Annotated in this window: 20 protein-coding genes; 10 read left to right on the top strand and 10 right to left on the bottom strand. The window is 65.3% G+C overall.

The window, feature by feature from the left end; genetic code table 11:
- Nucleotides 1-14 precede the first annotated feature (14 nt).
- The 3 genes from A7A76_RS12835 to sucC all read right to left on the bottom strand — a co-directional run bounded on the left by A7A76_RS12835 (nt 15) and on the right by sucC (nt 4,120).
- A complete protein-coding gene (locus tag A7A76_RS12835) occupies nt 15-1,973 on the bottom strand; it encodes an acyltransferase family protein (RefSeq protein WP_206411552.1) in 1,959 nt (652 codons plus the stop codon).
- A 91-nt stretch (nt 1,974-2,064) separates the two neighbouring features.
- Nucleotides 2,065-2,940 carry a succinate--CoA ligase subunit alpha gene (sucD, locus tag A7A76_RS12830; protein ID WP_206411551.1) on the bottom strand — a complete coding sequence of 292 codons (876 nt, stop codon included), beginning with the start codon at nt 2,938-2,940 and terminating at the stop codon, nt 2,065-2,067.
- A gap of 13 nt (nt 2,941-2,953) precedes the next feature.
- Nucleotides 2,954-4,120: an ADP-forming succinate--CoA ligase subunit beta gene (sucC, locus tag A7A76_RS12825; protein WP_206411550.1), complete on the bottom strand. Its 1,167-nt coding sequence runs from the start codon at nt 4,118-4,120 to the stop codon at nt 2,954-2,956.
- A 390-nt stretch (nt 4,121-4,510) separates the two neighbouring features.
- Between sucC and A7A76_RS12820 the strand changes: the two genes are divergently transcribed.
- The 6 genes from A7A76_RS12820 to A7A76_RS12795 all read left to right on the top strand — a co-directional run bounded on the left by A7A76_RS12820 (nt 4,511) and on the right by A7A76_RS12795 (nt 12,324).
- Nucleotides 4,511-6,136, top strand: a complete 1,626-nt coding sequence (locus tag A7A76_RS12820) for a sensor histidine kinase (protein WP_206411549.1) — start codon at nt 4,511-4,513, stop codon at nt 6,134-6,136.
- Nucleotides 6,137-6,233: 97 nt separating this feature from the next.
- Nucleotides 6,234-7,643: a sigma-54-dependent transcriptional regulator gene (locus tag A7A76_RS12815; RefSeq protein ID WP_206411548.1), complete on the top strand. Its 1,410-nt coding sequence runs from the start codon at nt 6,234-6,236 to the stop codon at nt 7,641-7,643.
- Between the two features lie 442 nt (nt 7,644-8,085).
- The gene (locus A7A76_RS12810) at nt 8,086-8,508 is read left to right on the top strand and encodes a pilin (protein WP_206411547.1); all 423 of its coding nucleotides are present in this window, start codon (nt 8,086-8,088) and stop codon (nt 8,506-8,508) included.
- A gap of 836 nt (nt 8,509-9,344) precedes the next feature.
- Nucleotides 9,345-9,767, top strand: coding sequence for a pilin (locus A7A76_RS12805; RefSeq protein ID WP_206411546.1), 423 nt, complete (start codon nt 9,345-9,347; stop codon nt 9,765-9,767).
- 133 nt (nt 9,768-9,900) lie between these two features.
- On the top strand, nt 9,901-10,317 hold the full coding sequence (locus A7A76_RS25885; RefSeq protein ID WP_206411545.1) for a pilin: 417 nt from the start codon (nt 9,901-9,903) through the stop codon (nt 10,315-10,317).
- A 102-nt stretch (nt 10,318-10,419) separates the two neighbouring features.
- Nucleotides 10,420-12,324 carry a hypothetical protein gene (locus A7A76_RS12795; protein WP_206411544.1) on the top strand — a complete coding sequence of 635 codons (1,905 nt, stop codon included), beginning with the start codon at nt 10,420-10,422 and terminating at the stop codon, nt 12,322-12,324.
- Nucleotides 12,325-12,376: 52 nt separating this feature from the next.
- Here the strand turns inward: A7A76_RS12795 and A7A76_RS12790 are convergent, their stop codons facing one another.
- The 6 genes from A7A76_RS12790 to A7A76_RS12765 are packed head-to-tail and all read right to left on the bottom strand — an operon-like array spanning nt 12,377 to nt 17,847.
- On the bottom strand, nt 12,377-13,279 hold the full coding sequence (locus A7A76_RS12790; RefSeq protein WP_206411543.1) for a lysylphosphatidylglycerol synthase domain-containing protein: 903 nt from the start codon (nt 13,277-13,279) through the stop codon (nt 12,377-12,379).
- Between the two features lie 16 nt (nt 13,280-13,295).
- Complete coding sequence (locus A7A76_RS12785; RefSeq protein ID WP_206411542.1) at nt 13,296-14,360, bottom strand: hypothetical protein; 1,065 nt, start codon at nt 14,358-14,360, stop codon at nt 13,296-13,298.
- Nucleotides 14,357-15,037: a hypothetical protein gene (locus A7A76_RS12780; RefSeq protein ID WP_206411541.1), complete on the bottom strand. Its 681-nt coding sequence runs from the start codon at nt 15,035-15,037 to the stop codon at nt 14,357-14,359. The genes A7A76_RS12785 and A7A76_RS12780 overlap by 4 nt, the downstream gene beginning before the upstream one ends.
- Nucleotides 15,034-15,885 (bottom strand): hypothetical protein, encoded by an 852-nt coding sequence (locus A7A76_RS12775; RefSeq protein ID WP_206411540.1) that lies wholly within the window; start codon nt 15,883-15,885, stop codon nt 15,034-15,036. Before A7A76_RS12775 ends, A7A76_RS12780 begins: the two co-directional genes overlap by 4 nt.
- Nucleotides 15,876-16,985 (bottom strand): UDP-N-acetylglucosamine 2-epimerase, encoded by a 1,110-nt coding sequence (locus A7A76_RS12770; RefSeq protein ID WP_206411539.1) that lies wholly within the window; start codon nt 16,983-16,985, stop codon nt 15,876-15,878. Before A7A76_RS12770 ends, A7A76_RS12775 begins: the two co-directional genes overlap by 10 nt.
- Before the next feature lie 10 nt (nt 16,986-16,995).
- Nucleotides 16,996-17,847 carry a glycosyltransferase family 2 protein gene (locus A7A76_RS12765; protein WP_206411538.1) on the bottom strand — a complete coding sequence of 284 codons (852 nt, stop codon included), beginning with the start codon at nt 17,845-17,847 and terminating at the stop codon, nt 16,996-16,998.
- Nucleotides 17,848-17,981: 134 nt separating this feature from the next.
- On the opposite strand from A7A76_RS12765, the gene pilB reads away from it, so the two are divergent.
- From pilB to coaE, 4 genes are read left to right on the top strand one after another with little or no spacing between them, the layout of a single operon-like run.
- Nucleotides 17,982-19,709 (top strand): type IV-A pilus assembly ATPase PilB, encoded by a 1,728-nt coding sequence (gene pilB, locus A7A76_RS12760; protein ID WP_206411537.1) that lies wholly within the window; start codon nt 17,982-17,984, stop codon nt 19,707-19,709.
- A gap of 3 nt (nt 19,710-19,712) precedes the next feature.
- Nucleotides 19,713-20,981, top strand: a complete 1,269-nt coding sequence (locus tag A7A76_RS12755; RefSeq protein WP_206411536.1) for a type II secretion system F family protein — start codon at nt 19,713-19,715, stop codon at nt 20,979-20,981.
- Nucleotides 20,982-21,000: 19 nt separating this feature from the next.
- Nucleotides 21,001-21,888: a prepilin peptidase gene (locus A7A76_RS12750; protein WP_096376938.1), complete on the top strand. Its 888-nt coding sequence runs from the start codon at nt 21,001-21,003 to the stop codon at nt 21,886-21,888.
- Nucleotides 21,888-22,502 carry a dephospho-CoA kinase gene (coaE, locus tag A7A76_RS12745; RefSeq protein ID WP_206411535.1) on the top strand — a complete coding sequence of 205 codons (615 nt, stop codon included), beginning with the start codon at nt 21,888-21,890 and terminating at the stop codon, nt 22,500-22,502. Before A7A76_RS12750 ends, coaE begins: the two co-directional genes overlap by 1 nt.
- 173 nt (nt 22,503-22,675) lie before the next feature.
- On the opposite strand, the gene A7A76_RS12740 is transcribed toward coaE, so the two are convergent.
- Nucleotides 22,676-23,081 (bottom strand): thiamine phosphate synthase (locus tag A7A76_RS12740; RefSeq protein WP_206411534.1); only part of this gene is annotated, 406 nt, incomplete at its 5' end.

The following is a 23,081-nucleotide window of genomic DNA, read 5'->3' as shown; positions in this document are numbered from 1 at the left end:
AGGAAGTCTAGAGGTCAGTTCGAGGTACGCTGCCGGTTCGACGGCGAAGGGCCGGGTTGCGTGTCCTGCGAGGCCGCCAACAAAGGGGCGAGCCGTTGCGCGAGCGCCCCGGAAAGCGATTCGACGTAAGCCGCGTTGAGGTGCTGTGCGTCCCGGTAAGCGAGCTGTCCGTCCACCACCGCCGAGCACACGCCATTCAAGCACAACAGGTCGTTCAAATTCACGAGGCGGGCCCCTGGCACTCTGGCGACGGCGGCACCCAACGCCTGCTCGATGTCTTTGCGCTCGATCTCGTCGAGGCGCGCCGCGCAGTCCGGCGCGCTCAATCGTCCGCCGTCCTCCTCGCGGCCGCGCGTGGCGACGCACGCCGGGGCGTTGAACGGGAGCATCGGAGTAGGCATCAGCACCAGCACCTTGTTCGCGGCGGCCGCCAGTGGGCGCAACACCGCGACCGTGCCGTCCTGCCACTGCTGCGCGTCCAGCGGATATCCCTGCGACGAGCCGATGACCACGACATCCGGACGGAGCCGCGCGATCGCCTGGATGGCCCCGGCCCGCCATCGCTCGCACTCCACGTAGCGACGCTTGATGCGCTCGTAGACGAAGGGTTGGTCGGCGATCAGGCAAGCCGACTTAGTGATCACCATGAACCGCAGGCCATTGCGCTGGGCTACGGCTTCCAGCGCCGGCGACCAATCCGCGCCGACGCTGTCGGCCAGCAACACCATCAATCCGTCGCCGGGGCGCGCCTGCCCGAGCTGGCACGGCACGACCGCAGAGCCCTTGAACCACTGGTCGCACTCGGGCCTTTCGTACAGCTTCGGCAGGGTTATCCGCGCCCTGACCTTCTGTTCGAACGTCTGCGGCACGCGCGCCGTCGACATCGGCTCCAGCGCGGGTGCCATCGACAGCTTCAGCCCGACCGCCACCACCAGCAGCCCCAGCACGCCGGCCAGCACCGTCGGGCGGGCTCGCGCCGAACGCCGCCGGCGGATCGGCTCTTCCAGCCAGACGCTGCTCGCCCAGGCCAGCAGCAAGGAAGCGAGGACCAGCGCGGCGCGCTCTGCCGGCGACGGCGTCCCCAGCGACATCGCCGGCAGCATCGCCAGCAACGGCCAATGCCACAGGTACCAACCATAGGAAACCCGGCCCAGGAAGCGCAACGGCCGCCATTGCAGCGCGGCCGCCTCACGGCCGCCGAGCAACAGCAAGCCCGCGCCCAAGGTCGGCAGCACGGCCGACACACCCGGGTAGGCGGAATCCGGGCCAATCAGGCACAACCCGACGACCAGCAGGGCGGCGCCCAGCCACGCGACCACACGACGGCCGCTGCCCTGCGGGCCTGCATAGACGTAGACGCAGGCGCCCGCCGCCAGCTGCCATAGCCGCGTCGGCATCGAGTAATACGCCGCCATTGGATCCCAGCGCCCGACCGCCAGGCAGACCGCGAAGCCCAGCACTGCCACCCCGGCGAAGTATTTCCAAGATCGCAGGCCCGCTTTCCAGGCTAGGGCGATCGCCGCCGGCCAAAGCAGGTAGAACTGCTCCTCAACGCCCAACGACCACGTGTGCAGGAACAGGTTCTCGGCCGCGCCCGATTCGAAATAGCCGAAATCGGCGCCCATGAAATGGATATTCGACAGCCACACCGCCGCCCAGCCGGCAGCCTGCAACTGGCCATCGAGGGCGAATCCCGGCAGCAACAGGCTGGCGAGGGCAACGGTCGCAGCCAGCATCGCCAGCATCGCCGGCGCCAGGCGGCGCAAACGGCGCTCGAAGAAGGCCCAGAAATCGATCCGCGCCCGCGCCTGAAGTTCGCCCAGGAGCTGGCCGGTGATCAGGTAACCGGAGATCACGAAGAAGACATCGACGCCGATGAATCCGCCGCCGAAGCCCGGTACCCCGGCATGGGCCAATACCACCAGCGCGATCGCGATGCCGCGCAAGCCTTCGATGTCGCCCCGAAACGTCATTGCGCTCCTCACTCTGCGAACCCGGGGCCTGGAAACGAAGAAGGGACCGATAGACGGTCCCTTCTTCCCAGGCGGCTGGTCCTGCCGGCCGTTACTTGGCCAGACGCTTGGCGATCGCCGCGCCCAGGTCGCCCGGCGACTTGACCGTGGTGACGCCGGCCTTTTCCATCGCCGCGAACTTGCCTTCGGCCGTGCCCGAACCGCCCGAGGCGATCGCGCCGGCGTGGCCCATGCGCTTGCCCTTCGGCGCCGAGGCGCCGGCGATGAAGCCGACCACCGGCTTGGTCACGTACTGGGCGATGAACTCGGCCGCTTCTTCCTCGGCCGAACCGCCGATCTCGCCGACCATGATGATGCCTTCGGTCTGCGGGTCGTCCTGGAACCACTTCAGCGCGTCGATGAAGTTGGTGCCGTTGATCGGGTCGCCGCCGATGCCGATGCAGGTCGACTGGCCCAGGCCCACGTCGGTGGTCTGCTTGACCGCTTCATAGGTCAGCGTGCCCGAGCGCGAGACGATGCCGATCTTGCCCGGCTTATGGATGTGGCCCGGCATGATGCCGATCTTGCACTCGCCCGGGGTGATCACGCCGGGGCAGTTCGGGCCGACCAGGACCACGTCCTCGTAGCCGCCCAGGGTGTTCTTGACCCGCAGCATGTCCAGCACCGGGATGCCCTCGGTGATGCACACGATGACCTTGATGCCGGCGTCGGCCGCTTCCAGGATCGCGTCGGCCGCGAACGGCGGCGGCACGTAGATCACCGACGCGTCGGCGCCGGTCTCGTCGACCGCGTCGCGCACGGTGTTGAAGACCGGCAGGCCCAGGTGCTGGGTGCCGCCCTTGCCCGGGGTCACGCCGCCGACGACCTTGGTGCCGTACTCGAGCATCTGTTCGGCGTGGAAGGTGCCCTGCGAGCCGGTGAAGCCCTGCACGATCACCTTGGTGTTCTTGTTGATCAAAACGGACATTGTCGTGAGCCCCTTACTTGCCAGCGACGGCAGCAACCGCCTTCTTAGCGCCGTCGTTGATGTCGTCGGCCGGGGTAATGGCCAGACCCGAATTCTTCAGCAGTTCCTTGCCGGCTTCCACGTTCGTGCCTTCCAGGCGAACGATGACCGGCACCTTGACGTCGACTTCCTTGACCGCGGCGATGATGCCCTCGGCGATCATGTCGCAGCGGACGATGCCGCCGAAGATGTTGACGAAGATCGCCTTGACCTTGTCCGAGCTCAGGATGAGCTTGAACGCCTCGGTCACGCGCTCCTTGGTGGCGCCGCCGCCGACGTCGAGGAAGTTGGCCGGCGAGCCGCCTTCGAGCTGGATGACGTCCATCGTCGCCATCGCCAGGCCGGCGCCGTTGACCATGCAGCCGATATTGCCGTCCATAGTGACGTAGTTGAGGTCGTGCTGGCTGGCCTTGACCTCGGTTTCGTCTTCCTGGCGGATATCGCGCATGTCGGCGAGATCCTTGTGGCGGAAGGTCGCGTTGTCGTCGCTGTTGACCTTGCCGTCGAGCACGGCGAGGTCGCCGTTGGTGAGGATCGCCAGCGGGTTCAGTTCGACCAGCGCCAGGTCCTTCTCGTTGAACAGCTTGTACAGGCCCAGCATGATCTTGGTCAGCTGGCCGGCCTGCTTGGCGTTGAGGCCCAGGTCGAAGGCGAGCTCGCGGCACTGGTAGGCCTGCAGGCCCTGCACGTAGTTGACGTGGATGGTCTTGATCGCTTCCGGGGTCTCCTCGGCGACCTTCTCGATCTCCACGCCGCCTTCGGCGGAGGCGATGAAGGTGACCGACTTGGTCGAACGGTCGACCAGGACCGACAGGTAAAGCTCCTTGGCGATGTCGGTGCCTTCGGAGATCAGCACCGTATCGATCGGCAGGGCGACGCCGGCCGACTGGTAGGTCTCCATCTTGGTGCCCAGCATGGCCTGGGCGTACTGCTTCACTTCGTCGAAGTTCTTGGCCAGCTTGACGCCGCCGGCCTTGCCGCGGCCGCCCGCGTGGATCTGGGCCTTGACCACCCACAGGTCGCCCGGGATGGCCTTGGCGGCCGCGACGGCCTCTTCGGGAGTGCGCGCAACGCGCCCGGCCGGCACTGCGATGCCGTAGTCGGCAAACAGCTGCTTTGCCTGATATTCGTGGAAATTCATGCGTCACCGAGGGGAGTGAAAGACGTCCCGCGCGGACGCACGGCCGGGGGCCGGAGCGGGCGCGAGGGGGCCGCATTGTCGCCGATCGCGGCGGGGCGAGCAAAACCCCGAGGGCGCGGGCCGACCGGCGGAGCCCGGTTCGCGGGGGTTCGACGGCCCGTCGCCCGGTCCCGGCGACGGCGAAGCCGCGGCCAAAGTCCGGCTGGAGCGGCCAGGACCGGGCCGATCCAGACCGCTACGGCCAGATCGGGCAAGCCCGGCACGCTCCTGCCGCAACGTCTGCCCGGCGGCCGCATCCGGCCCGGCACGTTCGGTCACCAAGTCGCCGTCCGTCCGCGCCGGCCAGCCGCCCTATACTGATCGATACTCCGCCCGCGCAGGGAAACCCGCTTGCCGTCAGGTCTCGCCCCCGTCACTCCGGCCGATGCCGACTCCGCGCTGCGCCGCGAACTGTATTTCTTCACCCTCTACCGCCTGCTCGAAGCGGCGTTGCTGGTGTTGTTCCTGTTCGGGCCGGTCGACAACCTGATCGCCGAGCCGCGCCACGACCTGTTCGCGCGCTCGCTGGCGCTGTCCTACCTGTTCATCGCCGGGCTGCTGTTCGTGTTCGGCCGCCGCGGCGACCTGCGCGCGCACGTCTTCGCCGGCATCGCCTGCGACCTGTTCTTCGGCATCCTGTCCATCCACGCCCTGCCCAGCGCCGGCACCGGCATCGCCTTGATGCTGATGTTCAACGTCGGCGCGGCGGCGCTGCTGCTGCCGACCCGCTTCGGCATCGGCGCGGCGATCCTGGCCTGCCTGGGGCTGATCGGCGAATGGCTGTGGACCGAACTGGGCGACGAGACCGCCACCCGCACCATCGCCGAACCGGTGATGTTCGCCCTGGGCTACCTGTCGATCGCGCTGCTGACCAACACCCTGGGCCGGCAGATGCGCGAGAGCCAGGAGCTGGCCGAGCGCCGCGGCGCCGAGGCCGCCAACTACGCCGAGATCAACGAACTCATCATCCGCCGCATGCGCACCGGCGTGCTGCTGGTCGACGGCGAAGGCCGGCTGCGCCTGGCCAACGAGGCGGCGATGCTGCTGCTGGGCGACAACGGCGAACACAACGGCAGCCAGCACGGCCACCGCGTGCTGGCGATCGCCTCGCCGGAGCTGTCGCGCCGGCTCGGCCGCTGGCGGGTCGAGGGCCGCCCGGACGAGAGCCCGCTGCGGCTGGCGCCGGACCTGCCGGAAGTGGTGCCGCGCTTCACCCGCCTGCTCGCCGGCAGCGACCAGACCCTGATCTTCCTCGACGACACCTCGCTGGTCTCGCGCCGCGCCGAATCGATCACCCTGGCCGCGCTCGGCCGCTTCTCGGCCAGCCTCGCCCACGAGATCCGCAACCCGCTGGCGGCGATCAACTACGCCGTGCAGCTGCTGGAGGAATCGCGCGACATCGCCGTGTCCGACCGCCGCCTGCTCGAGATCATCCGCCAGCAGGGCTCGCGCATGAACGGCATCGTCGAGAACGTGCTCGGCATGGCCCGGCGCGAGCCGGCCAAGCCCGAGCACGTCGAGCTGATGAGCTTCGTGCGCCAGTTCGTCGAGGAATACCGCGCCAGCCACCCGATCGAACTCGACACCTTGCGCGCCACCGGCGCGCACGCGCAGGCGCCGGCGCTGGTCGATCCGCGCCAGCTGCACCAGGCGCTGACCGTGCTGGTGCACAACGCGCTGACCTACGGCCGCCAGCCCGGCGAGCCGGCGCGGGTCAGCGTGCACGTGTATTTCGACGAAGTCGGGCTGCCGGCGATCGACGTGCTCGACCGCGGCCCCGGCATTCCCGATTCGGTCGCCGAACGCCTGTTCCGGCCGTTCTTCACCACCTCCGCGCACGGCACCGGCCTGGGCCTGTACATCGCGCGCGAGCTGTGCCGCGCCAATCAGGCCTCGCTCGATTACGTCGCCGTGCCCGGCGGCGGCGGCTGTTTCCGCATCCGCCTGGCCGGCGCGAGCGCGCTGGCTTCGGCCTGAGCGGCAGTGTGACTGCGCGCACGGCAAGCAGAAAACGTGCCATTCGCGTCTTGGCCGCGACAGGTTTGTTAAGTTATCGTGGGCGGTGGAGGGCGCAATGGCTGAAACCCGTAGTGCATTGGTAGTCGACGACGAACGCGATATCCGCGAGTTGCTCGTCATGACGTTGGGCCGCATGGGCCTGCGTTGCGATACCGCGTCGGGCCTCAACGAGGCCCGCAGCCAGCTGCTGCGCAATCGTTACGATTTGTGCCTGACCGACATGCGCCTGCCCGACGGCTCGGGCATGGACCTGGTCGCCGAGATCAGCCAGAAGTATCCGAACACGCCGGTGGCGATGATCACCGCGTTCGGCAACGTCGAGGCCGCGGTGGAAGCGCTCAAGGCCGGCGCGTTCGACTTCGTCGCCAAGCCCGTGGACCTGTCGGTGCTGCGCGACCTGGTCCGGCACGCGCTGGAACTGCACGAAACCCGGCGCAACGCCAGCGAGGCGGTCGGCTCGCGCCTGTACGGCGAATCGCCGGCGATGATCAAGCTGCGCCAGACCATCGGCAAGGTCGCGCGCAGCCAGGCGCCGGTGTACATCGCCGGCGAATCGGGCGTCGGCAAGGAACTGGTCGCGCGCACCATCCATTCCGAGGGCGGCCGCGCCGACGGGCCGTTCGTGCCGGTCAACTGCGGCGCGATCCCGGCCGAGCTGATGGAAAGCGAGTTCTTCGGCCACAAGAAGGGCAGCTTCACCGGCGCCCACGCCGACAAGCCCGGCCTGTTCCAGGCCGCCGACGGCGGCACCTTGTTCCTCGACGAAGTCGCCGAGCTGCCGCTGGCGATGCAGGTCAAGCTGCTGCGCGCGATCCAGGAAAAATCGATCCGCCCGGTCGGCGCCCAGGCCGAGGTCACCGTCGACGTGCGCATCCTCTCGGCCACCCACAAGGACCTGGCCGCGCTGGTCGCCGAAGGCCGCTTCCGCCAGGACTTGTACTACCGCATCAACGTGATCGAACTGCGCGTGCCGCCGCTGCGCGAGCGCCTGGACGACCTGCCCGGCCTGGCCGCGAAGATCCTCCACCGCCTCGCCGGCAACCAGGGCCGGCCGGTACCGCGCCTGGGCGACGACGCGCTCGAAGCGCTGCGCGCCTACAACTTCCCGGGCAACGTGCGCGAGCTGGAAAACATCCTCGAACGCGCCCTGGCCCTGGCCGAAGGCGAAACCCTCAGCGCCAGCGACCTGCGCCTGCCGCGCCTGGCCACCCAGACCGCTCCGGCCGCGACCGCCGCGCCCAGCGCCGGCCAACCGGCGCAGCCGCCCGGCGCCGTCGACCCGCGCACGATCAGCCCGCGCGACACCGCCACCAGCGCGCTTCCTTCTTATATAGAAGAGATCGAGCGCGCCGCGATCCAGCAGGCGCTGCAGGAAAACCGCTACAACAAGACCCGCACCGCGGCGGCGCTGGGGATCACTTTCCGGGCGTTGCGGTACAAGCTCAAGAAGCTTGGGATCGACTGAGGGCGGGCGGTTGCGGGTGTGAGCCGTCGCACTCCTTAGTCATTCGCTGCGAACACGAGACGCCGGGCCGCGAGGTCCGGCGTCTTCGTTTGTGCGCCAGGTCGGCAGCACCGACCCAACCCCATCGCGCCCGGCCCGAAGCGGGCAACAGCGTGGCCTATGCCGATGCGCGACTGTTTTTCCGACTCACTGCATCCGTAAATAAATTCGCTTCCAGGCACACCGATTTCGAGCCGAAATATCGGCGATTCGTTGCCTCGGCAAGAGACATATCGAATAAGCATTTATTACTACATTCCTGGATCAACAGATCCACACCCCATCGAATTGGCACGAGGCGTGCGTGGAACGAGTCGCACCAGCAATCCGCACGACCGCCGGAATCCCGCGGACGCTGCGCCTGCCGGCGCGCAACGACCGACACTTCCTAGGGGAAACATCCATGAACAAGCAGCAAGGCTTCACCCTGATCGAACTGATGATCGTCATCGCGATCCTCGGCATCCTGATCGCCATCGCGTTGCCGGCCTATCAGGACTACACCATCCGTACCAAGAACGCCGAGTGCCTGAACGTCGCCGCCGCTGCCAAGCTGGCCGTGGCCGAAACCGCCCAGGATCGCGGCGGCCTGGCCCAGATCACTGCCAGTAATCACGGTTACGCCTTCGAAGCCACCAAGTACTGCGAGAAGATCGAGATTGAAGCGGGCAAGGGCATCATCACCGCCACTACCAAGGCCACCGGCGCCTCCCCGCTGGCCGTTTTCAAGCTGACTCCGACCCAGAGCGCGGGCCGTATCGAGTGGACGTGCACGGCCAATACCAACGCGAAGAAGTCGCAGTTGCCGGCCGAGTGCAGGGGCTGATCCGCGACCCTGTCGCAGCTTCACGTTCCGACTCGAGGCCCCGAACGCCCATCGCGGCGCTCCGGTCCGGATAGACAAAAAACGCCGGCTCTCAGGAGCCGGCGTTTTTCATTGGGCCCGCAAAACTATGCGTGACGACCGCTGCCTCGCTCAGCTTCCGGCGAGCAGCGGCTTTCCGACCGATCAAACATTGTCCTGCGCGAGCCGGTCAACACGGCGCAGACCGCCCGCAACCCGCTATATCTATGGTCTGCGTAGCCTCGCCACGACATCCGGCTTGAGCCGCCCACACCTCGCCTGGCTACCTGCCCCAAACCGCCACGCTACGAGCACTGCTGCCCCCCTGCGGCCGCTACTTGCCGGTTATTCCGTATTGAAGGTATCGGAGCCGGACCGAATACGCGCCTGCCCGCGCCGGCGCCGGCCGCTCACGCCGGACGCCGCCCGGCGAATTACCGCGGGGCTGGTTTGGCAACCTAGGCCGAGGCCTGTTCAGCCGCCAAGTTTCGGCAAGCCCCATCGCGACGCCTGTCGCGAATGCTCGCGGACGGAAATTGCTGATAAAGATCACATTTTCTGAATCCCGCCTTCCAACCTGACGCATTTGGTCACCACTCGCACCTTCGGACTGACCCAAAGCGTCACCTCACTCACCCCCGCCCACCCCCGTTGCGTGACTGCCCTAGCAGTTTCGCAGGTGGTGCCATCAGCGTCGCTACTTGGCACGGGTTGTGCGTAGTCCTTACGTGCACGAACAGCTGGCCAGGCACCTTCGATGGATCGAAAGCCGACACCTTCTGGCACGTGAAGCAACCAACACTCCTAGGGGATACACCATGAAGAAGCAGCAAGGCTTTACCCTGATCGAACTGATGATCGTCATCGCCATCCTCGGCATCCTGATCGCCATCGCTCTGCCGGCGTACCAGGACTACACCATCCGCACCAAGAACGCCGAGTGCCTGAACGTCGCTGCCGCCGCCAAGCTGGCCGTGGCCGAAACCGCTCAGGACCGTGGCGGCCTGGACAAGATCACCACCAGCAACCACGGCTATCAGTTCGCCGCCACCAAGTATTGCGAGAAGGTCGAGATCACCGCCGGCAGCGGCGTGATCACCACCACCTCGAAGGACACTGGCGGTAACCCGCTGGCCAAGCTGCAGCTGACCCCGACCCAGAGCCTGGGTCGCATCGAGTGGTCCTGCAAGGACACCGGTGGTGCGAAGAAGTCGCAGCTGCCGGCCGAATGCCGCGGCTAATCCGCGCTTAATCGGGCAGTACGAGAAACCCCGGTTCTGCCGGGGTTTCTTTTGACCGGTCAGCTGAGCAGCACCCTGGATCCCTCCCGGACCAGCGCGTGCGAGCCATTACGCTTCTACAGGGGGGAACACCATGAAGCGAAACTATGGTTTTACGCTGATTGAGCTGATGATCGTCATCGCCATCCTCGGCATCCTGATCGCCATAGCTCTACCCGCGTACCAGAACTACACCATCCGCACCAAGAATTCCGAGTGCATCGCGGTGGCGGCGAGCGCGAAAGTCGCCGTAAGCGAAGCGGCACAGGATCTTGGGCAGTTGTCGAAGATCACTGCAACCAGCATCGATTACCAGTTCGAACCCAGCAAGTATTGCGGGTCCATCGCGGTCGGAAACTCCGGGGTGCTCACCCTGCAGACCCGCAACACCGGCGGCCCCGTGGCCCAGCTCCAACTAACCCCGAGCGAAGGCAAAGGGCGTGTCGAATGGGACTGCAAAGAGACCAATGGCGTTCCCAAAGGCCAGTTGCCAGCCGAATGCAGGCAGTAAAGTCGAGCCCCTGAGGCCTCGGTACGGATACCATGAACCCCGGTCCTTGCGGCCGGGGTTCGCTCTTTTATGCTTCCTAATTCCTACGCTTCGAGCAACGGCATGTCCCAACTCAGTTCACGCGCATTGTTTTACATCGCCACCTTAGCGACCCTTGCCTTGTACTGGGCTGGGCTCAAGGGCCCCTTCATTCTCGACGACGCGTTCAATCTTTCTCCGCTGCAGAACTGGCTCGACGGAAGCTCCAGCGCTCGCGAGGTGCTGAGCAACAACTCTTCCGGAATGCTGGGGCGGCCGGTATCGATGGCCAGCTTCATGTTCTCCGCCGCCACCGGCGGCATGCACCCGTTCCCCTTCAAGTTCGGCAATCTGGTGATTCACCTGGCCTGCGGCCTTCTGGCCTGGCAGGTCACTAGCCGCATGCTGGCCCTGGACAAGCGGATGGCCCCGCATGCGAATCTCATCGGCGTGATCGTCGCGGGACTGTGGCTGATCCACCCGCTCAACGTCAGCACGGTGCTGTACGCCGTACAGCGCATGGCCCAACTCAGCAGCCTGTTCACCCTGGCTGCGCTGTGGATTTACCTGTCGTCCCGAACCAAGCTCGATCAGGGCGAACGTCGCGCTGCCTTCTGGGGCCTGTTCGTCGCCCTCCCGCTCGCTACCCTCGCCGGGGTGCTGAGCAAGGAAAACGCCGCCGTGGCACCAGCGCTATGCCTGGTGCTCGAACTGGCCTACTTTCAGCAGCGCCCGCGCCCTCGCGCGGTCGGTGTTTTCTATGGGTTCTTCCTCTTGCTTCCCGGGCTCCTCGTCGGCGCCCTGGTGCTGCGCAATCCCGATCAGTTCCTGTCGGGCTATTACGCCCGCGACTTCAGTTTGACCGAGCGACTGCTGACTCAGCCGCGTGCTTTGTTCGAATACATCGGGCTCATCCTCGTTCCGCGCGGCGAGCGTATGGGCGTCATGGTCGACGACTTCCAGATTTCGCACGGATTGCTCGCTCCGTCCACCACGCTGCTCTGCTTGCTTGGCCTAGCCGCCATCACCATCGCAGCGATTGTGTTGCGTAAGCGGGCGCCGAGTTTCTTCGCGGGCTGGCTGTTTTTCTTGGTCGGTCATGGCGTCGAATCGTCGTTTCTGCCGCTGGAGATCTATTTTGAGCACCGCAATTATCTGCCGATGATCGGATTGATAGTCGCTGTGATTGGGCTATGGGATCTGGTGCCGCGGTCCATCGCTTCGCCTGAGCGATATGCCAAGATCGGCCCCATCGTCGCCACCCTGGTCGCGGCGATGTTCGCCTGGGTCACCTGGGGACAAGTCCAGACCTGGCGCAGCGAGGAAAGCCTGGCCGATCAGGCGCTGGCCGGCCGGCCCAAGTCGATTCGCGCCTTGATGATGAAAGCGGAACTGGAGCTTCGACAGCAGCATTTCGATGGGGCTCGCATTGCTCTGCGCACGATCGCCGATGACAAGAATCAGCCGGCCCGCCTGCAAGGCTGGGTAAGCCTGATCGTGGTCGACTGCCTGGAGAAGAAGAATGGCTCGGCGGCCTATCTTGCTACTGCAGAACGTGAATTTTCGCCGCCAGTCCGGATGTCGGATGCGTTGAGCTACGACACGCTGATGAGCACCGTCCAGGCCGAAAGCTGCGGACCGCAGATCACTTACACGCGTATCGCCGACAGCATCGAACGCTTGCTCGCCCAGGCCGAGGCGCAACCCGAAAGATCCAAGGCCAAGGCGATGATGCGCATGTCTGCAGCGAAGGCCAATGTGCGCGCCGACCGCTGGGAACGCGCACAAATGCATGCCGAGAAGGCTTGGCGCGGAGGCGGTTCCGACCCAGCAATGGGGGCGTTCCTGGCGCGGATCTATGTCCATAACGGACACAAGGAAGCGGCCGATAGAACTCTGAAGGAAGTCTCTGCTCGGGTCCGTCAGTATGAAACGATGGCCAATCAGGAACTCGACAGCATTCGGGCACTGATCGCAAAGATGCCCTGATCGAGGCTCAGGCAGGCAGGCGATGCGCGGCATGCTCAGCCGCCGCGCATCGCTAAGGCCGCGGAAGCGGCCGCGACCGATCGATGAAAAAGTAAAGTAGCGCTCCGGCCGTCAGGACCGCCACCTGCACGAAACGGTCGACCAGCAGCGCCCCGACAAACGCGTTCTCATCGATCGAGAACGCGACAGACAATGAACCCAGCAAGGCCTCCTTCACGCCCAGATTGCCCGGCGTCAACGACAACACCAGCATCAGGTTCGCCGCTGCGCTTACCAGGGCCGAGAACACCCAGTCGCCGCCGATGCCCACCGAAATCATCAGCCATTGCGTCTGCAGAACCTGCAGCAAGAAAGACAGCGCCAGCAAAGCCACGATCTTGATTTGACTGCGAGCCGGCCGCGACATCGCGTTGTGGACGCCAACCAGGGCGCTTGGGAGCAGAAAACGTATCCGGGAATAGAGCGTCTCCATGGACAGGGCCACGCACGTGAAGACGACGCCCGCACCAACCAGTGTCATAACGCCTACCGCCGCACGATAGCGCTCCAGCATCTGCGCTCCCTGAGCCAGCACTACGATCACGAACATGATCGCGCTGAGCCCTATCGTCAGCAGAGTGACGAGCAGGAACTGCCCAACCACATAGCCGGGCGACACCTTGTAGCGCGCACCGAGCATCACCAGCCGAGTACCCAGCCCTCCCACCCGAAGCGGCGTAAGGTAGCCGGCCAAGGACGAGGTCATATTGATGCCCATCAGGCCCGACAACTGGACCTCATAAGGTGGCTCCAATCCCGCCTTGAGGATCAACGCATTGAGTACGTGGCTGAGCGAGTACGACAGCGCCAATATCGCTACGTTCGACCAGCCGAACCGAACGGCCCGGGACAATACTTCCGGATTTGCCGCGCAATACCAGCCGATGCCGGCAATCGCGGCCAGGAACAGCGCCAAACGGAGCCAGCGACGTTCAAACACCTAGAAGCCTCAGCGCCGGACGAGGGTCGGTCAGGCGAAAATGCGCCATCAGCCAACGCCTTGTAACCAGGGCCTTGATCGCGGCCGGAAGGCTGGGCCAGTCGCTAGCCAGGGACAACGGAAATCCCTCATGCACCCAAGCCACCCGACCGCGCCGCACCGTCGGCTGCTCCATCTCCCCGCCCGTGACCAGGTCCGCGTACAAGCGCACATAATCGACCCCCAGCAGCGCTCCCAGCTCGTGCTGCAGCCAGAAGCGCAGGTTGATGTCGATCATGTAGTAGCGTGCTCGCTCGGCGCACCGGATGAATTCGATCTCGAATATTCCTGAGTAATCCAGATAAGCGAGCAGGCGGTCCGACAACTGCATGAGTTCGCCGTGGACCTCGGCATCCGTGTCCACAACCGACAGTGTCGAGGTTCCCCCAGGATGCGGGTATTCCAACACCTTGGCAAAGGTCAAGGCACCGACGATTTTCGAGCCGCGCACTCCGCACAGGGAAAAATGCTCGCGCAGTGGCGATACGATGCGCTCTTGCGCAACGAACGATTCGCCCTGGGCCAACGCAATCGAAACATCTCGAGCATTCGCTCCTTTTTTCCTGATCCGAAAGCCTTCGAAAGGAAACCTAGGCTTGACGATCTCATCCACCCCAGCATCGAGGCCGTCGTACGCGCGGGTACGCGGGATATCGACTATGTCCGCGAGCGCTTGCGCCGAATGCAGCTTATCGGCAACCAGCTCCATCGCATGGATACTGGAAAACGGAAACTTGATGCCGGCCGCATGCAGCCTCGCCGAGTTGCGTACGACGAACGCGTTCCAGCGATCGTCCGTGCAGTACGCCACCGCGCCCTGTTCTGCGCTCAGCTCAAGCAGCTTGGCGACGATGGACTCGTCATCCGCCTCGACGACGTGGAAACGTTCGACCGCGTTGGACACACTGCAAACAGCGCGAGGATCCAAGTCCACGACGTGCCCACCTCGCCCGGCATGGCGCAACCGCCTGACGACGCCCAGGCCATTGGCGCGCCCTCCCAGGACGATATGTTTCATAGGATGCGCAGCACCATCACGACTTCGTTGCACAACGGCGCTGTCGCCGCCCGGCTCAGCCAGGATGCGACTCCAACCAGCCGCGGAGCCCGCCGGTTCGCGAGATTCACCAGCATATTGTCGACATACTCCAAGGCCACCACCTCGGTTCCAGCTGGTGCCATCGCCCGCAACAGCGCCTTGGTGAAACGACGATAGCGAAACAGCGAATCGCCACGTATCCGTTTGAACGTGGATACGGCCACATCCAGGGCATTCCAACGATTATGCGCAAAGACCACTGCGTACTTCGAAGTCACCCGGACCTGCTCTTGTATGATGCGCGCCGACTGGGCGTCGTCGAACACGATGATCAAACCGCTGTGAAAACTCAGCTCGAAGGCGCGATCGCAGAACGGCATCCTGAAAGCATCGGCGACCACGCAGGAAGTATCCGCTACCGCCGCGGCGTCGAAGACAGCCCGCTCCTTGTCCAGACTGCAGCAGAGGGCTCGCTCGAACCGCTGCGACAGGTAACGGACGTCCTTGCCGCTAAACGCTCCCATTTCAAGGATGCTTTCGGGCTGAATGTCGTTTGCATGCAGGAAGTCCGCCAGATATTGACCCCGCTTCGGACGCGCCCTGCGATAGCGCCCGATGTTTTCGTCGAACAGGTTATCCCACTCGTGCGGCTTCACTTGCCCCCTCCTTCGCAGGAGGCGATCAGCTCCACGCCTAGCTCGCGAAGTCGCTCTATCGTCTTTGAAAACAGTACTTGTCCCTTGCCGGCGCAGAACACTGGATGGTCGTAAACCATGCCGATCGAATCGGGCTCGATCTGCAAGCAAGACGCTACCTCATCCGCCAAGCGCTCGGCCGACGAATCGCGGACCCATGCATTTTCGAAGAACCCGATTCCACCCGGCTCCCCGGCGAATGCCGTATTCAGCTCGACCAGTCCGTCCTCTTGCCCGTAGCTGGGTGGGTTCAACTCGCCCGGAACATGACGGTCATGCAATTGGGCGAAACCTTGTTCAAGCAGCACGTCCGGCAACAGCGGCGGTGAATTCCAACCCGGAGAAGAAAAGCTCGTCGGCCGTGGCAATCCCGCTTTCTCGAACGCGGCCACGCCCCAAGCAACCTCCGCCTGAAGACGCTGCCGATCCCAGAACTGAGCGCCCCATTGCCACTCGCCATGGTTGCGACCGCCATGCAGCCCGAGACTGTGTCCATCCTTCAGCGCGCGATGCAGGATGGCATGCGCACTGCTTCCCACCTGCGGATTGATTATCGCGGTGTGCAGATAAGCCGGCAAACCCATGCGCCCGACCGAACCGAGCTTGGCCGCGCAGATCGCCATCGGCTGCGCGTCGCCGAACCGACGCCGCAACCCCTTGCTTAGCGTCATCGTCCGCGAAACCGCTCGCCCCATGTTGACCATGAAGCTGAAGCGCGCATCCAGCGTGCGAGCCAGATCGACAAGGAATGGCATGCCCCTATGAGCGCACGACCATGTGTCGACATCGAAGCGGACGATCAAACGCATTCGCCCGCCCCCATCCCTGTCATACGACACAGCGCATCGACCACCTCGCGGCTCGGCGACGAATCGGCCAGTGGTCGTTGCGTGAACCGGCGTGACGCCGCTTCGCGCGCGAAACTTACGATTCGGGGAGCGTCCAGGTCGGCAAGCAGGACACCTTGCTCTTGCAGCCCATCCCCTCGCTCCGTCGCCCTACGAAGCAGAGCACAGGGAATGCCCAATGCAGCGCACTCCTCCTGGTTGCTACCGCCATCGGTCACCACCAGGCGGGCTCCGCGGATCAGTCGACTGAACGATACGAAATCCATCCGATCGACCAAGCTCACACCGGGCCACGTCCCTACCTCTGCGAGCAGACCGAGTTTGCCCAGTCGCTTCCGAGTAACTGGATGCAGCACGAACTTGACCGGCATCACTTCGCCTGCGAGCTCGCGCAACACGGCCAGCGCCCGAGTCAATCGTCGTTTCTTGAACAGATTCTCCTGCCGATGCATCGAAAAAACCGCATAAGGTTCGCCCGACGACGACGGCTCCTGAGCCACGGAAGACTGCGCGACACGCAGCGAATCGATCATGGTGTTGCCGTGCGTAAGCACCTTCTCGCCCCTGGCGCCAGCGAGATTGCCCAGCGACACCCGATCCGGGCACAAATGCAAAGCGGTCATCTTGGAGACGAGAATTCGTATCGCCTCCTCCGGAAACGGATGCAGGAGATCGAAAGAGCGCAAGCCCGCCTCAACGTGCGCGAGCGGCAGGGAGAACCGTTTGGCGATCAAAGCGCCCAAGAGCGTCGACGCCGTATCCCCATGCACCACGACCGCGCGCGCCTGACTCCATACGTCATCGCGCAACTCACGAGCACCGGCCCGACGCCAGGCGCGCAGGCCCCAAGACAGGAACGACAGTCTGGTCTTTACTTCCTCGCCCGGCACCAGCACGTGATCCGGCCCCGTCAAGGAAAAATTGCGCTGCAGTTCGTCGAAGGTTTCCCGATGCTGCCCGGTGAACACCAACGAATAGCGAATCTGGCGGCGCGCCGTCTCGGCGATGACGGGAGCCATCTTGATGTATTGCGCTTTCGTTCCGACGACGTAAACCAGCACGCGTCGCCCCTCAGTCCCGACGGTAGGTCAGACTGGTGATCTGCTCTGAAATCAGCCCGATCAAGAAGATGATGACCGATGCGCTCAACAGAAGCGCCGACATGTTGGTGAAACGCCCATGCATGGTGTACGTCCAGGCGTAGTAGCCCAGGCCGGTGAAGAAAAACGCCATACCGGCGGGAGCGAACAGCTTCAGCGGTGAGTAGAGCGTTGCGATCTTGAAGATGATCAGCAAGAACCGCACGCCGTCGCGCAAGGGACGAATATGACTGTTCGTGCCGACTCGGCGGGAAACGTGGATGGGCACATAGGCCACCGGATAGGCGCTGCGGAAGAACGCCATGGTACTGGTGGTGGGGTAGCTGAAGCCGTTCGGCAGCAAGTGCAGGAATTCGCGGAACTTGCCGGCGCGCACCGCGCGGAACCCGGAGGTGAGGTCGAGAATCGGCCGACCGGTCATCCAACTGGCCAAGCGGTTGTAGAAGGCGTTCGCGACTCCGCGGCCGACGCTGGCCTGACCGTTGGCGTTGCGCGCCCCCACGGCCATGTCGTACCCCCGCCCGAGCGGTTCCAGCAGCAAAGGGATATGCGCCGGGTCGTGCTGCCCGTCGGCATCCATGAACACGATGATCTCCCCCTGGGCCGCACGTGCGCCGCGTTTGATCGCAGCACCGTTGCCCATCGAATAGGGGGAGGAGAGGACTTGGGCCCCGAGTTCGGCGGCGACCTGAGCCGTCTCGTCGGTCGAACCGTCGTCCACCACGATGATTTCCGCGTCCGGCAGCGCCGCACGCAGGGCCGGCAAGGTACGGCGCAGCCCCTCCGACTCGTTCTTGGCCGGCAAAACGATAGAAATAGACATGCCACCTCCCCGTGGCGGAGGATACCTTGTCCGGGTTGGACCCGACACGGGCCGACCGCAGAATAGCGACGCCGTTCCGCTCGCTACGACCTGAGATTGCGGTAAAGTCAGGGTGGGGAAAACTGAGGGCTGAGATGTCCACCGCTACTGCCAACCTGGTGGGAATCACCGGCATTGCCCGGCGTTTGGTCATGGACGGCGCCCTGGACGAGGTCAAGGCCCGCGAAGCCATGGCCGCGGCCAGCGCCGAGCGCAAGCCGCTGGCCTCATACCTGGCTGAGAACCGGCTGGCCACCTCGGCCCAGCTCGCCGCCGCCAACTCCATCGAGTTCGGCGTGCCGCTGTTCGACGCCTCCGCGATGGATCCGACCCAGTCGGCCTCGCGCCTGATCAGCGAAGAACTGGTCCGCAAGCACAACGCCTTGCCCCTGTTCAAACGCGGCAACAAGCTGTTCATCGGCCTGGCCGACCCGACCAACAGCCGCGCGCTCGACGAGATCAAGTTCCAGACCAACCTGGTGATCGAGGCGATCCTGGTCGACGAGGACCTGATCAAGTCCACGCTCGACCGCTGGATGGACACCAACGACAGCCTCGGCGACGCTACCGGCGACGGCGAGGGCCTGGACACCCTGGAAGTCGGCAAGGACGACGAGGGCCTGTCCGCCGGCGGCGACAGCGGCGTCGACGCCAAGGGCGACGACACCCCGGTGGTGAAGTTCGTCAACAAGGTGCTGGTCGACGCGATCCGCCGCGGCGCCTCGGACATCCACTTCGAGCCCTACGAAACCGAATACCGCGTGCGCCTGCGCATCGACGGCCTGCTCAAGCAGGTCGCCAAGGTGCCCAACAAGCTGCACTCGCGCATCGCCGCGCGCCTGAAGGTCATGGCGCAGCTGGACATCGCCGAGAAGCGCGTGCCGCAGGACGGCCGCATCAAGCTCAACCTGTCCAAGACCAAGCAGATCGACTTCCGCATGAGCACCTTGCCGACCCTGTTCGGCGAGAAGATCGTGCTGCGTATCCTCGACGGCTCGGCCGCGCGGCTGGGCATCGAGAAGCTCGGCTACGAGGACGACCAGAAAGAATTGTTCGTCAACGCGGTGGTCAAGCCCTACGGCATGGTCCTGGTGACCGGCCCGACCGGCTCGGGCAAGACGGTGTCGCTGTACACCGCGCTCAACATCCTCAACGACGATCAGCGCAACATCTCCACGGTCGAGGACCCGGTCGAAATCCGCGTGCCGGGCATCAACCAGGTGCAGATGAACGTCAAGCGCGGCATGACCTTCGCCGCCGCGCTGCGCAGCTTCCTGCGCCAGGATCCGGACGTGATCATGGTCGGCGAAATCCGCGACCTCGAGACCGCCGAAATCGCCATCAAGGCCGCGCAGACCGGCCACATGGTGCTGTCCACGCTGCACACCAACGACGCCCCGCAGACCATCGCGCGCCTCATGAACATGGGCGTGGCGCCGTACAACATCACCTCCTCGGTGACCCTGGTGATCGCCCAGCGCCTGGCCCGGCGCCTGCACGACTGCAAGCGCGAGGTTCATCTGCCCGAGCACGCGCTGCTGGCGGAAGGTTTCACCCCCGAAGAAGTCGCCGCCGGCATCACCCTGTTCGAACCGGTCGGCTGCCCCGACTGCACCGAGGGGTACAAGGGCCGTACCGGCATCTACCAGGTCATGCCGATGACCGAAGAAATCCAGGCGATCGTGCTCGAAGGCGGCAACGCGATGCAGATCGCCGCCGCCGCCACCAAGTCCGGCGTGCGCGATCTGCGCCGCTCGGCCCTGGTCAAGGTGCTCAACGGCGTCACCAGCCTGGCCGAAATCAACCGCGTAACCAAGGACTAATCCATGTCCGCGACCCGATCCGCCACTCGCGCCGCCACCAAGACCGCCCCCCCGGTCCGTCGCGAAAATCCCCTGGAAGTGTTCGTCTGGCAGGGCACCGACAAGCGCGGCATCAAGATGAAGGGCGAGCAGGCGGCCAAGAACGCCCACCTGCTGCGCGCCGAACTGCGCCGCCAGGGCATCACGCCGAACGTGGTCAAGCCCAAGGGCAAGCCGCTGTTCGGCGCCGCCGGCAAGCGCATCACGCCCGGCGACATCGCCATCTTCAGCCGCCAGATCGCCACGATGATGAAGTCGGGCGTGCCGATCGTGACCTCGCTGGAGATCATCGGCGAGGGCCACAAGAACCCGCGCATGAAGAAGCTGCTCAACGCCATCCGCGCAGACCTGGAAAGCGGCCTGTCGCTGTACGAGGCGATGAGCAAGCACCCGGTCCAGTTCGACGAGCTCTACCGCAACCTGGTCAAGGCCGGCGAATCGGCCGGTGTGCTGGAAACCGTGCTCGACACGGTCGCGACCTACAAGGAAAACATCGAGACCTTGAAGGGCAAGATCAAGAAGGCGCTGTTCTACCCGGCCACGGTGGTCGCGGTGGCGATCCTGGTCAGCGCGATCCTGCTGATCTTCGTGGTGCCGCAGTTCCAGCAGACCTTCAAGAACTTCGGTGCGGACCTGCCGGCGTTCACGCTGATGGTCATCGGCATGAGCGATTTCATGATTAAGTGGTGGTGGCTGGTGCTGATACTGATCGCCGGCGCAATCACGGCCTTCATCATGGCCAAGAACCGCTCCCCCGCCTTCGCCCATTTCCTCGACCGGGCGATGCTGAAGATCCCGGTGGTCGGACAGATCCTGCACAACGCCGCGGTCGCGCGCTTCGCCCGCACCCTGGCGGTGACCTTCCGCGCCGGCGTGCCGCTGGTGGAAGCGCTGGACACCGTCGCCGGCGCCACCGGCAACGTGGTCTACGAGAAGGCGGTCTACCGCATCCGCGACGACGTCTCGGTCGGCTACCAGGTCAACATGGCGATGAAGCAGGTCAACCTGTTCCCGCACATGGTGATCCAGATGACCGCGATCGGCGAAGAGGCCGGCGCGCTCGACACCATGCTGGTCAAGGTCGCCGAGTTCTACGAGCAGGAGGTCAACAACGCCGTCGACGCGCTGTCGAGCCTGCTGGAACCGCTGATCATGATCATCCTGGGCGTCATCGTCGGCGGCATGGTGGTGGCGATGTACCTGCCGATCTTCAAGCTGGCCGCGACGATCTGATCGGCGATATCCTCACCGCATGGCATTCCTAGATCAGAACCCCGGCCTCGGGTACCCGCTCGCGGCCGGTTTCGGGCTGCTGCTCGGCAGTTTCTACAACGTGGTCATCCTGCGCCTGCCCAAGCGGCTGGAGTGGGAATGGAAGAAGGATTCGCGCGAGGCCCTGGAGCTGCCGGAGGTCTACGACCCGCCGCCGCCCGGCATCGTGGTCGAGCGTTCGCACTGCCCGCACTGCAAGCACCAGCTCGCCTGGTTCGAGAACATTCCGCTGTTCAGCTACCTCGCGCTGCGCGGGCGCTGCCGCTACTGCAAGACTCCGATCTCGATGCAGTACCCCGCGGTCGAGCTGCTGACGATGCTGCTGATCCTGGCCTGCGTCGCCCGCTTCGGCTTCGGCTGGCAGGGCTTCGGGGCGATGGTGTTCACCAGCTTCCTGATCATCCTGTCGGGCATCGACCTGCGCACGCAGTACCTGCCCGACAAGCTCACCCTGCCCTTGATGTGGCTGGGCATCATCGCCGCCAGCGACAACCTGTATTTCCCGGTCAAGCCGGCCGTGCTCGGCGCGATCGCCGGCTACGGCAGCCTGTGGCTGGTGAACTGGATCTACCGGCAGTACCAGGTGGTGGTCAAACGGGTCAAGGACCCGCGCGACGGCATGGGCGGCGGCGACTTCAAGCTGCTCGCCGCGATCGGCGCCTGGGTCGGGCTCAAGGGCGTGCTGCCGGTGATCCTGATGTCGTCGCTGGTCGGCGCGGTGATCGGTTCGATCTGGCTCGCGATCAAGGGCCGCGACATGGGCATCCCGATTCCGTTCGGGCCCTATCTCGCCATCGCCGGCTGGATCGTATTCTTCTGGGGCGAAAGCCTGCTGCAGGCCTACCTGTCCTACTCCGGACTGGGCTGATGGCCGGCTTCTGCGTCGGCGTCACCGGCGGCGTGGCTTCGGGCAAGAGCGAGGCGACCCGGCGCTTCGAAGCGCTGGGCGTCTTCGTCGCCGATGCCGATCTGGCCGCGCGCGCCGCGGTAGCGCCCGGCAGCGATGGCTTGGCCGAAGTCGCCGCGACCTTCGGCGCGCAAGTGCTCGACGCCGACGGCGGCCTGGACCGCGCGGCGATGCGCCGCTTGGTGTTCGCCGACGAGGCCGCGCGCAAGCGGCTGGAAGCCATCGTCCATCCGCGCGTGCGGGCGATGCTGCAGGCGCAGTGCGCGCAGGCGCCGGGCGCGTACGCGATCGCCGCGATCCCGCTGCTGGCCGAAGGCGGCCGCGAGGCCTATCCCTGGCTGGATCGGGTGCTGGTGGTCGATGTCCCCACCGCCGTGCAACAGGCGCGGGTGATGCAGCGCGACCGCATCGACGCCGAACTGGCCGCGCGCATGATCGCCGCTCAGGCCACGCGCGAAGCGCGGCTGGCGGTGGCGGACGATATCGTGGTCAACGACGGGCCGCTGGAGGCGCTGCAGGCGCAGGTGGAGGCGCTGGATCGGCGCTATCGGGCGATGGCTGCGGCGGCGGGTTGAGCGCGCGGCGGCTGGCACAAAGGCATCGGGCCTAAAGGCCCTCCCACAACAGCGAAGCGCCTGCGACAACAACCGACCGCGGTTGCATCGCGACGGCCAGCGCCGGTTCTTGTGGGAGGGCCTTCAGGCCCGATGCTTTCCGATCAGGCCAGGCCAAACCCCGCCCATGCCGATCACGCCGGCCACAAACTCCGGATCGCCGCCACACCCTGCGCCCCATGCCGGCGCGCATCGCCCAGATCCTGCGCGCCGAGCCCGCCGATGGCGTAGATCGGCAGCGACACCGACTCGCGCAGCGCCGCGAACGCTTCCCAGCCGATGCCCAGCACACTCGGATGGCTCGGCGTCGGCTTGATCGAACCGACCACGGCGAAGTCGCAGCCCAGCGCCTGCGCCGCCTGCAGCTCGCGGGCGTCGTGGCAGGACGCCGCCAGCGGCAGTTGCGCCGGCAGCGGGCGTTCGCGGAGCCCGCGCAGTTGCGCCGCGCGCAGGTGCGCGCCCACGCCGAGCTCGCGCGCCAGGGCCAGATCGGCATTGACCAACAGCTCGGCCTTGGCCGCCCGGCCGCGCTGGGCCGCG

It is taken from the genome of Lysobacter enzymogenes (genome assembly GCF_017168095.1).
GTDB lineage: Bacteria > Pseudomonadota > Gammaproteobacteria > Xanthomonadales > Xanthomonadaceae > Lysobacter > Lysobacter enzymogenes_D.
The sequence above is the reverse complement of the archived record's forward strand: the minus strand, read 5'-3'. Positions and strand labels throughout refer to the sequence as shown.

What these genes read in the sequence shown, in the direction of transcription:
- sucD (WP_206411551.1), bottom strand. Translation starts at nt 2,940, where the DNA reads ATGTCCGTTTTGATCAACAAGAACACCAAGGTGATCGTGCAGGGCTTC.
- A7A76_RS12755 (WP_206411536.1), top strand. Translation starts at nt 19,713, where the DNA reads ATGTCCGCGACCCGATCCGCCACTCGCGCCGCCACCAAGACCGCCCCC.
- A7A76_RS12815 (WP_206411548.1), top strand. Translation starts at nt 6,234, where the DNA reads ATGGCTGAAACCCGTAGTGCATTGGTAGTCGACGACGAACGCGATATC.
- A7A76_RS12810 (WP_206411547.1), top strand. Translation starts at nt 8,086, where the DNA reads ATGAACAAGCAGCAAGGCTTCACCCTGATCGAACTGATGATCGTCATC.
- coaE (WP_206411535.1), top strand. Translation starts at nt 21,888, where the DNA reads ATGGCCGGCTTCTGCGTCGGCGTCACCGGCGGCGTGGCTTCGGGCAAG.
- pilB (WP_206411537.1), top strand. Translation starts at nt 17,982, where the DNA reads ATGTCCACCGCTACTGCCAACCTGGTGGGAATCACCGGCATTGCCCGG.
- A7A76_RS12750 (WP_096376938.1), top strand. Translation starts at nt 21,001, where the DNA reads ATGGCATTCCTAGATCAGAACCCCGGCCTCGGGTACCCGCTCGCGGCC.
- A7A76_RS12835 (WP_206411552.1), bottom strand. Translation starts at nt 1,973, where the DNA reads ATGACGTTTCGGGGCGACATCGAAGGCTTGCGCGGCATCGCGATCGCG.
- A7A76_RS25885 (WP_206411545.1), top strand. Translation starts at nt 9,901, where the DNA reads ATGAAGCGAAACTATGGTTTTACGCTGATTGAGCTGATGATCGTCATC.
- A7A76_RS12785 (WP_206411542.1), bottom strand. Translation starts at nt 14,360, where the DNA reads ATGAAACATATCGTCCTGGGAGGGCGCGCCAATGGCCTGGGCGTCGTC.
- A7A76_RS12795 (WP_206411544.1), top strand. Translation starts at nt 10,420, where the DNA reads ATGTCCCAACTCAGTTCACGCGCATTGTTTTACATCGCCACCTTAGCG.
- A7A76_RS12775 (WP_206411540.1), bottom strand. Translation starts at nt 15,885, where the DNA reads ATGCGTTTGATCGTCCGCTTCGATGTCGACACATGGTCGTGCGCTCAT.
- A7A76_RS12805 (WP_206411546.1), top strand. Translation starts at nt 9,345, where the DNA reads ATGAAGAAGCAGCAAGGCTTTACCCTGATCGAACTGATGATCGTCATC.
- A7A76_RS12765 (WP_206411538.1), bottom strand. Translation starts at nt 17,847, where the DNA reads ATGTCTATTTCTATCGTTTTGCCGGCCAAGAACGAGTCGGAGGGGCTG.
- sucC (WP_206411550.1), bottom strand. Translation starts at nt 4,120, where the DNA reads ATGAATTTCCACGAATATCAGGCAAAGCAGCTGTTTGCCGACTACGGC.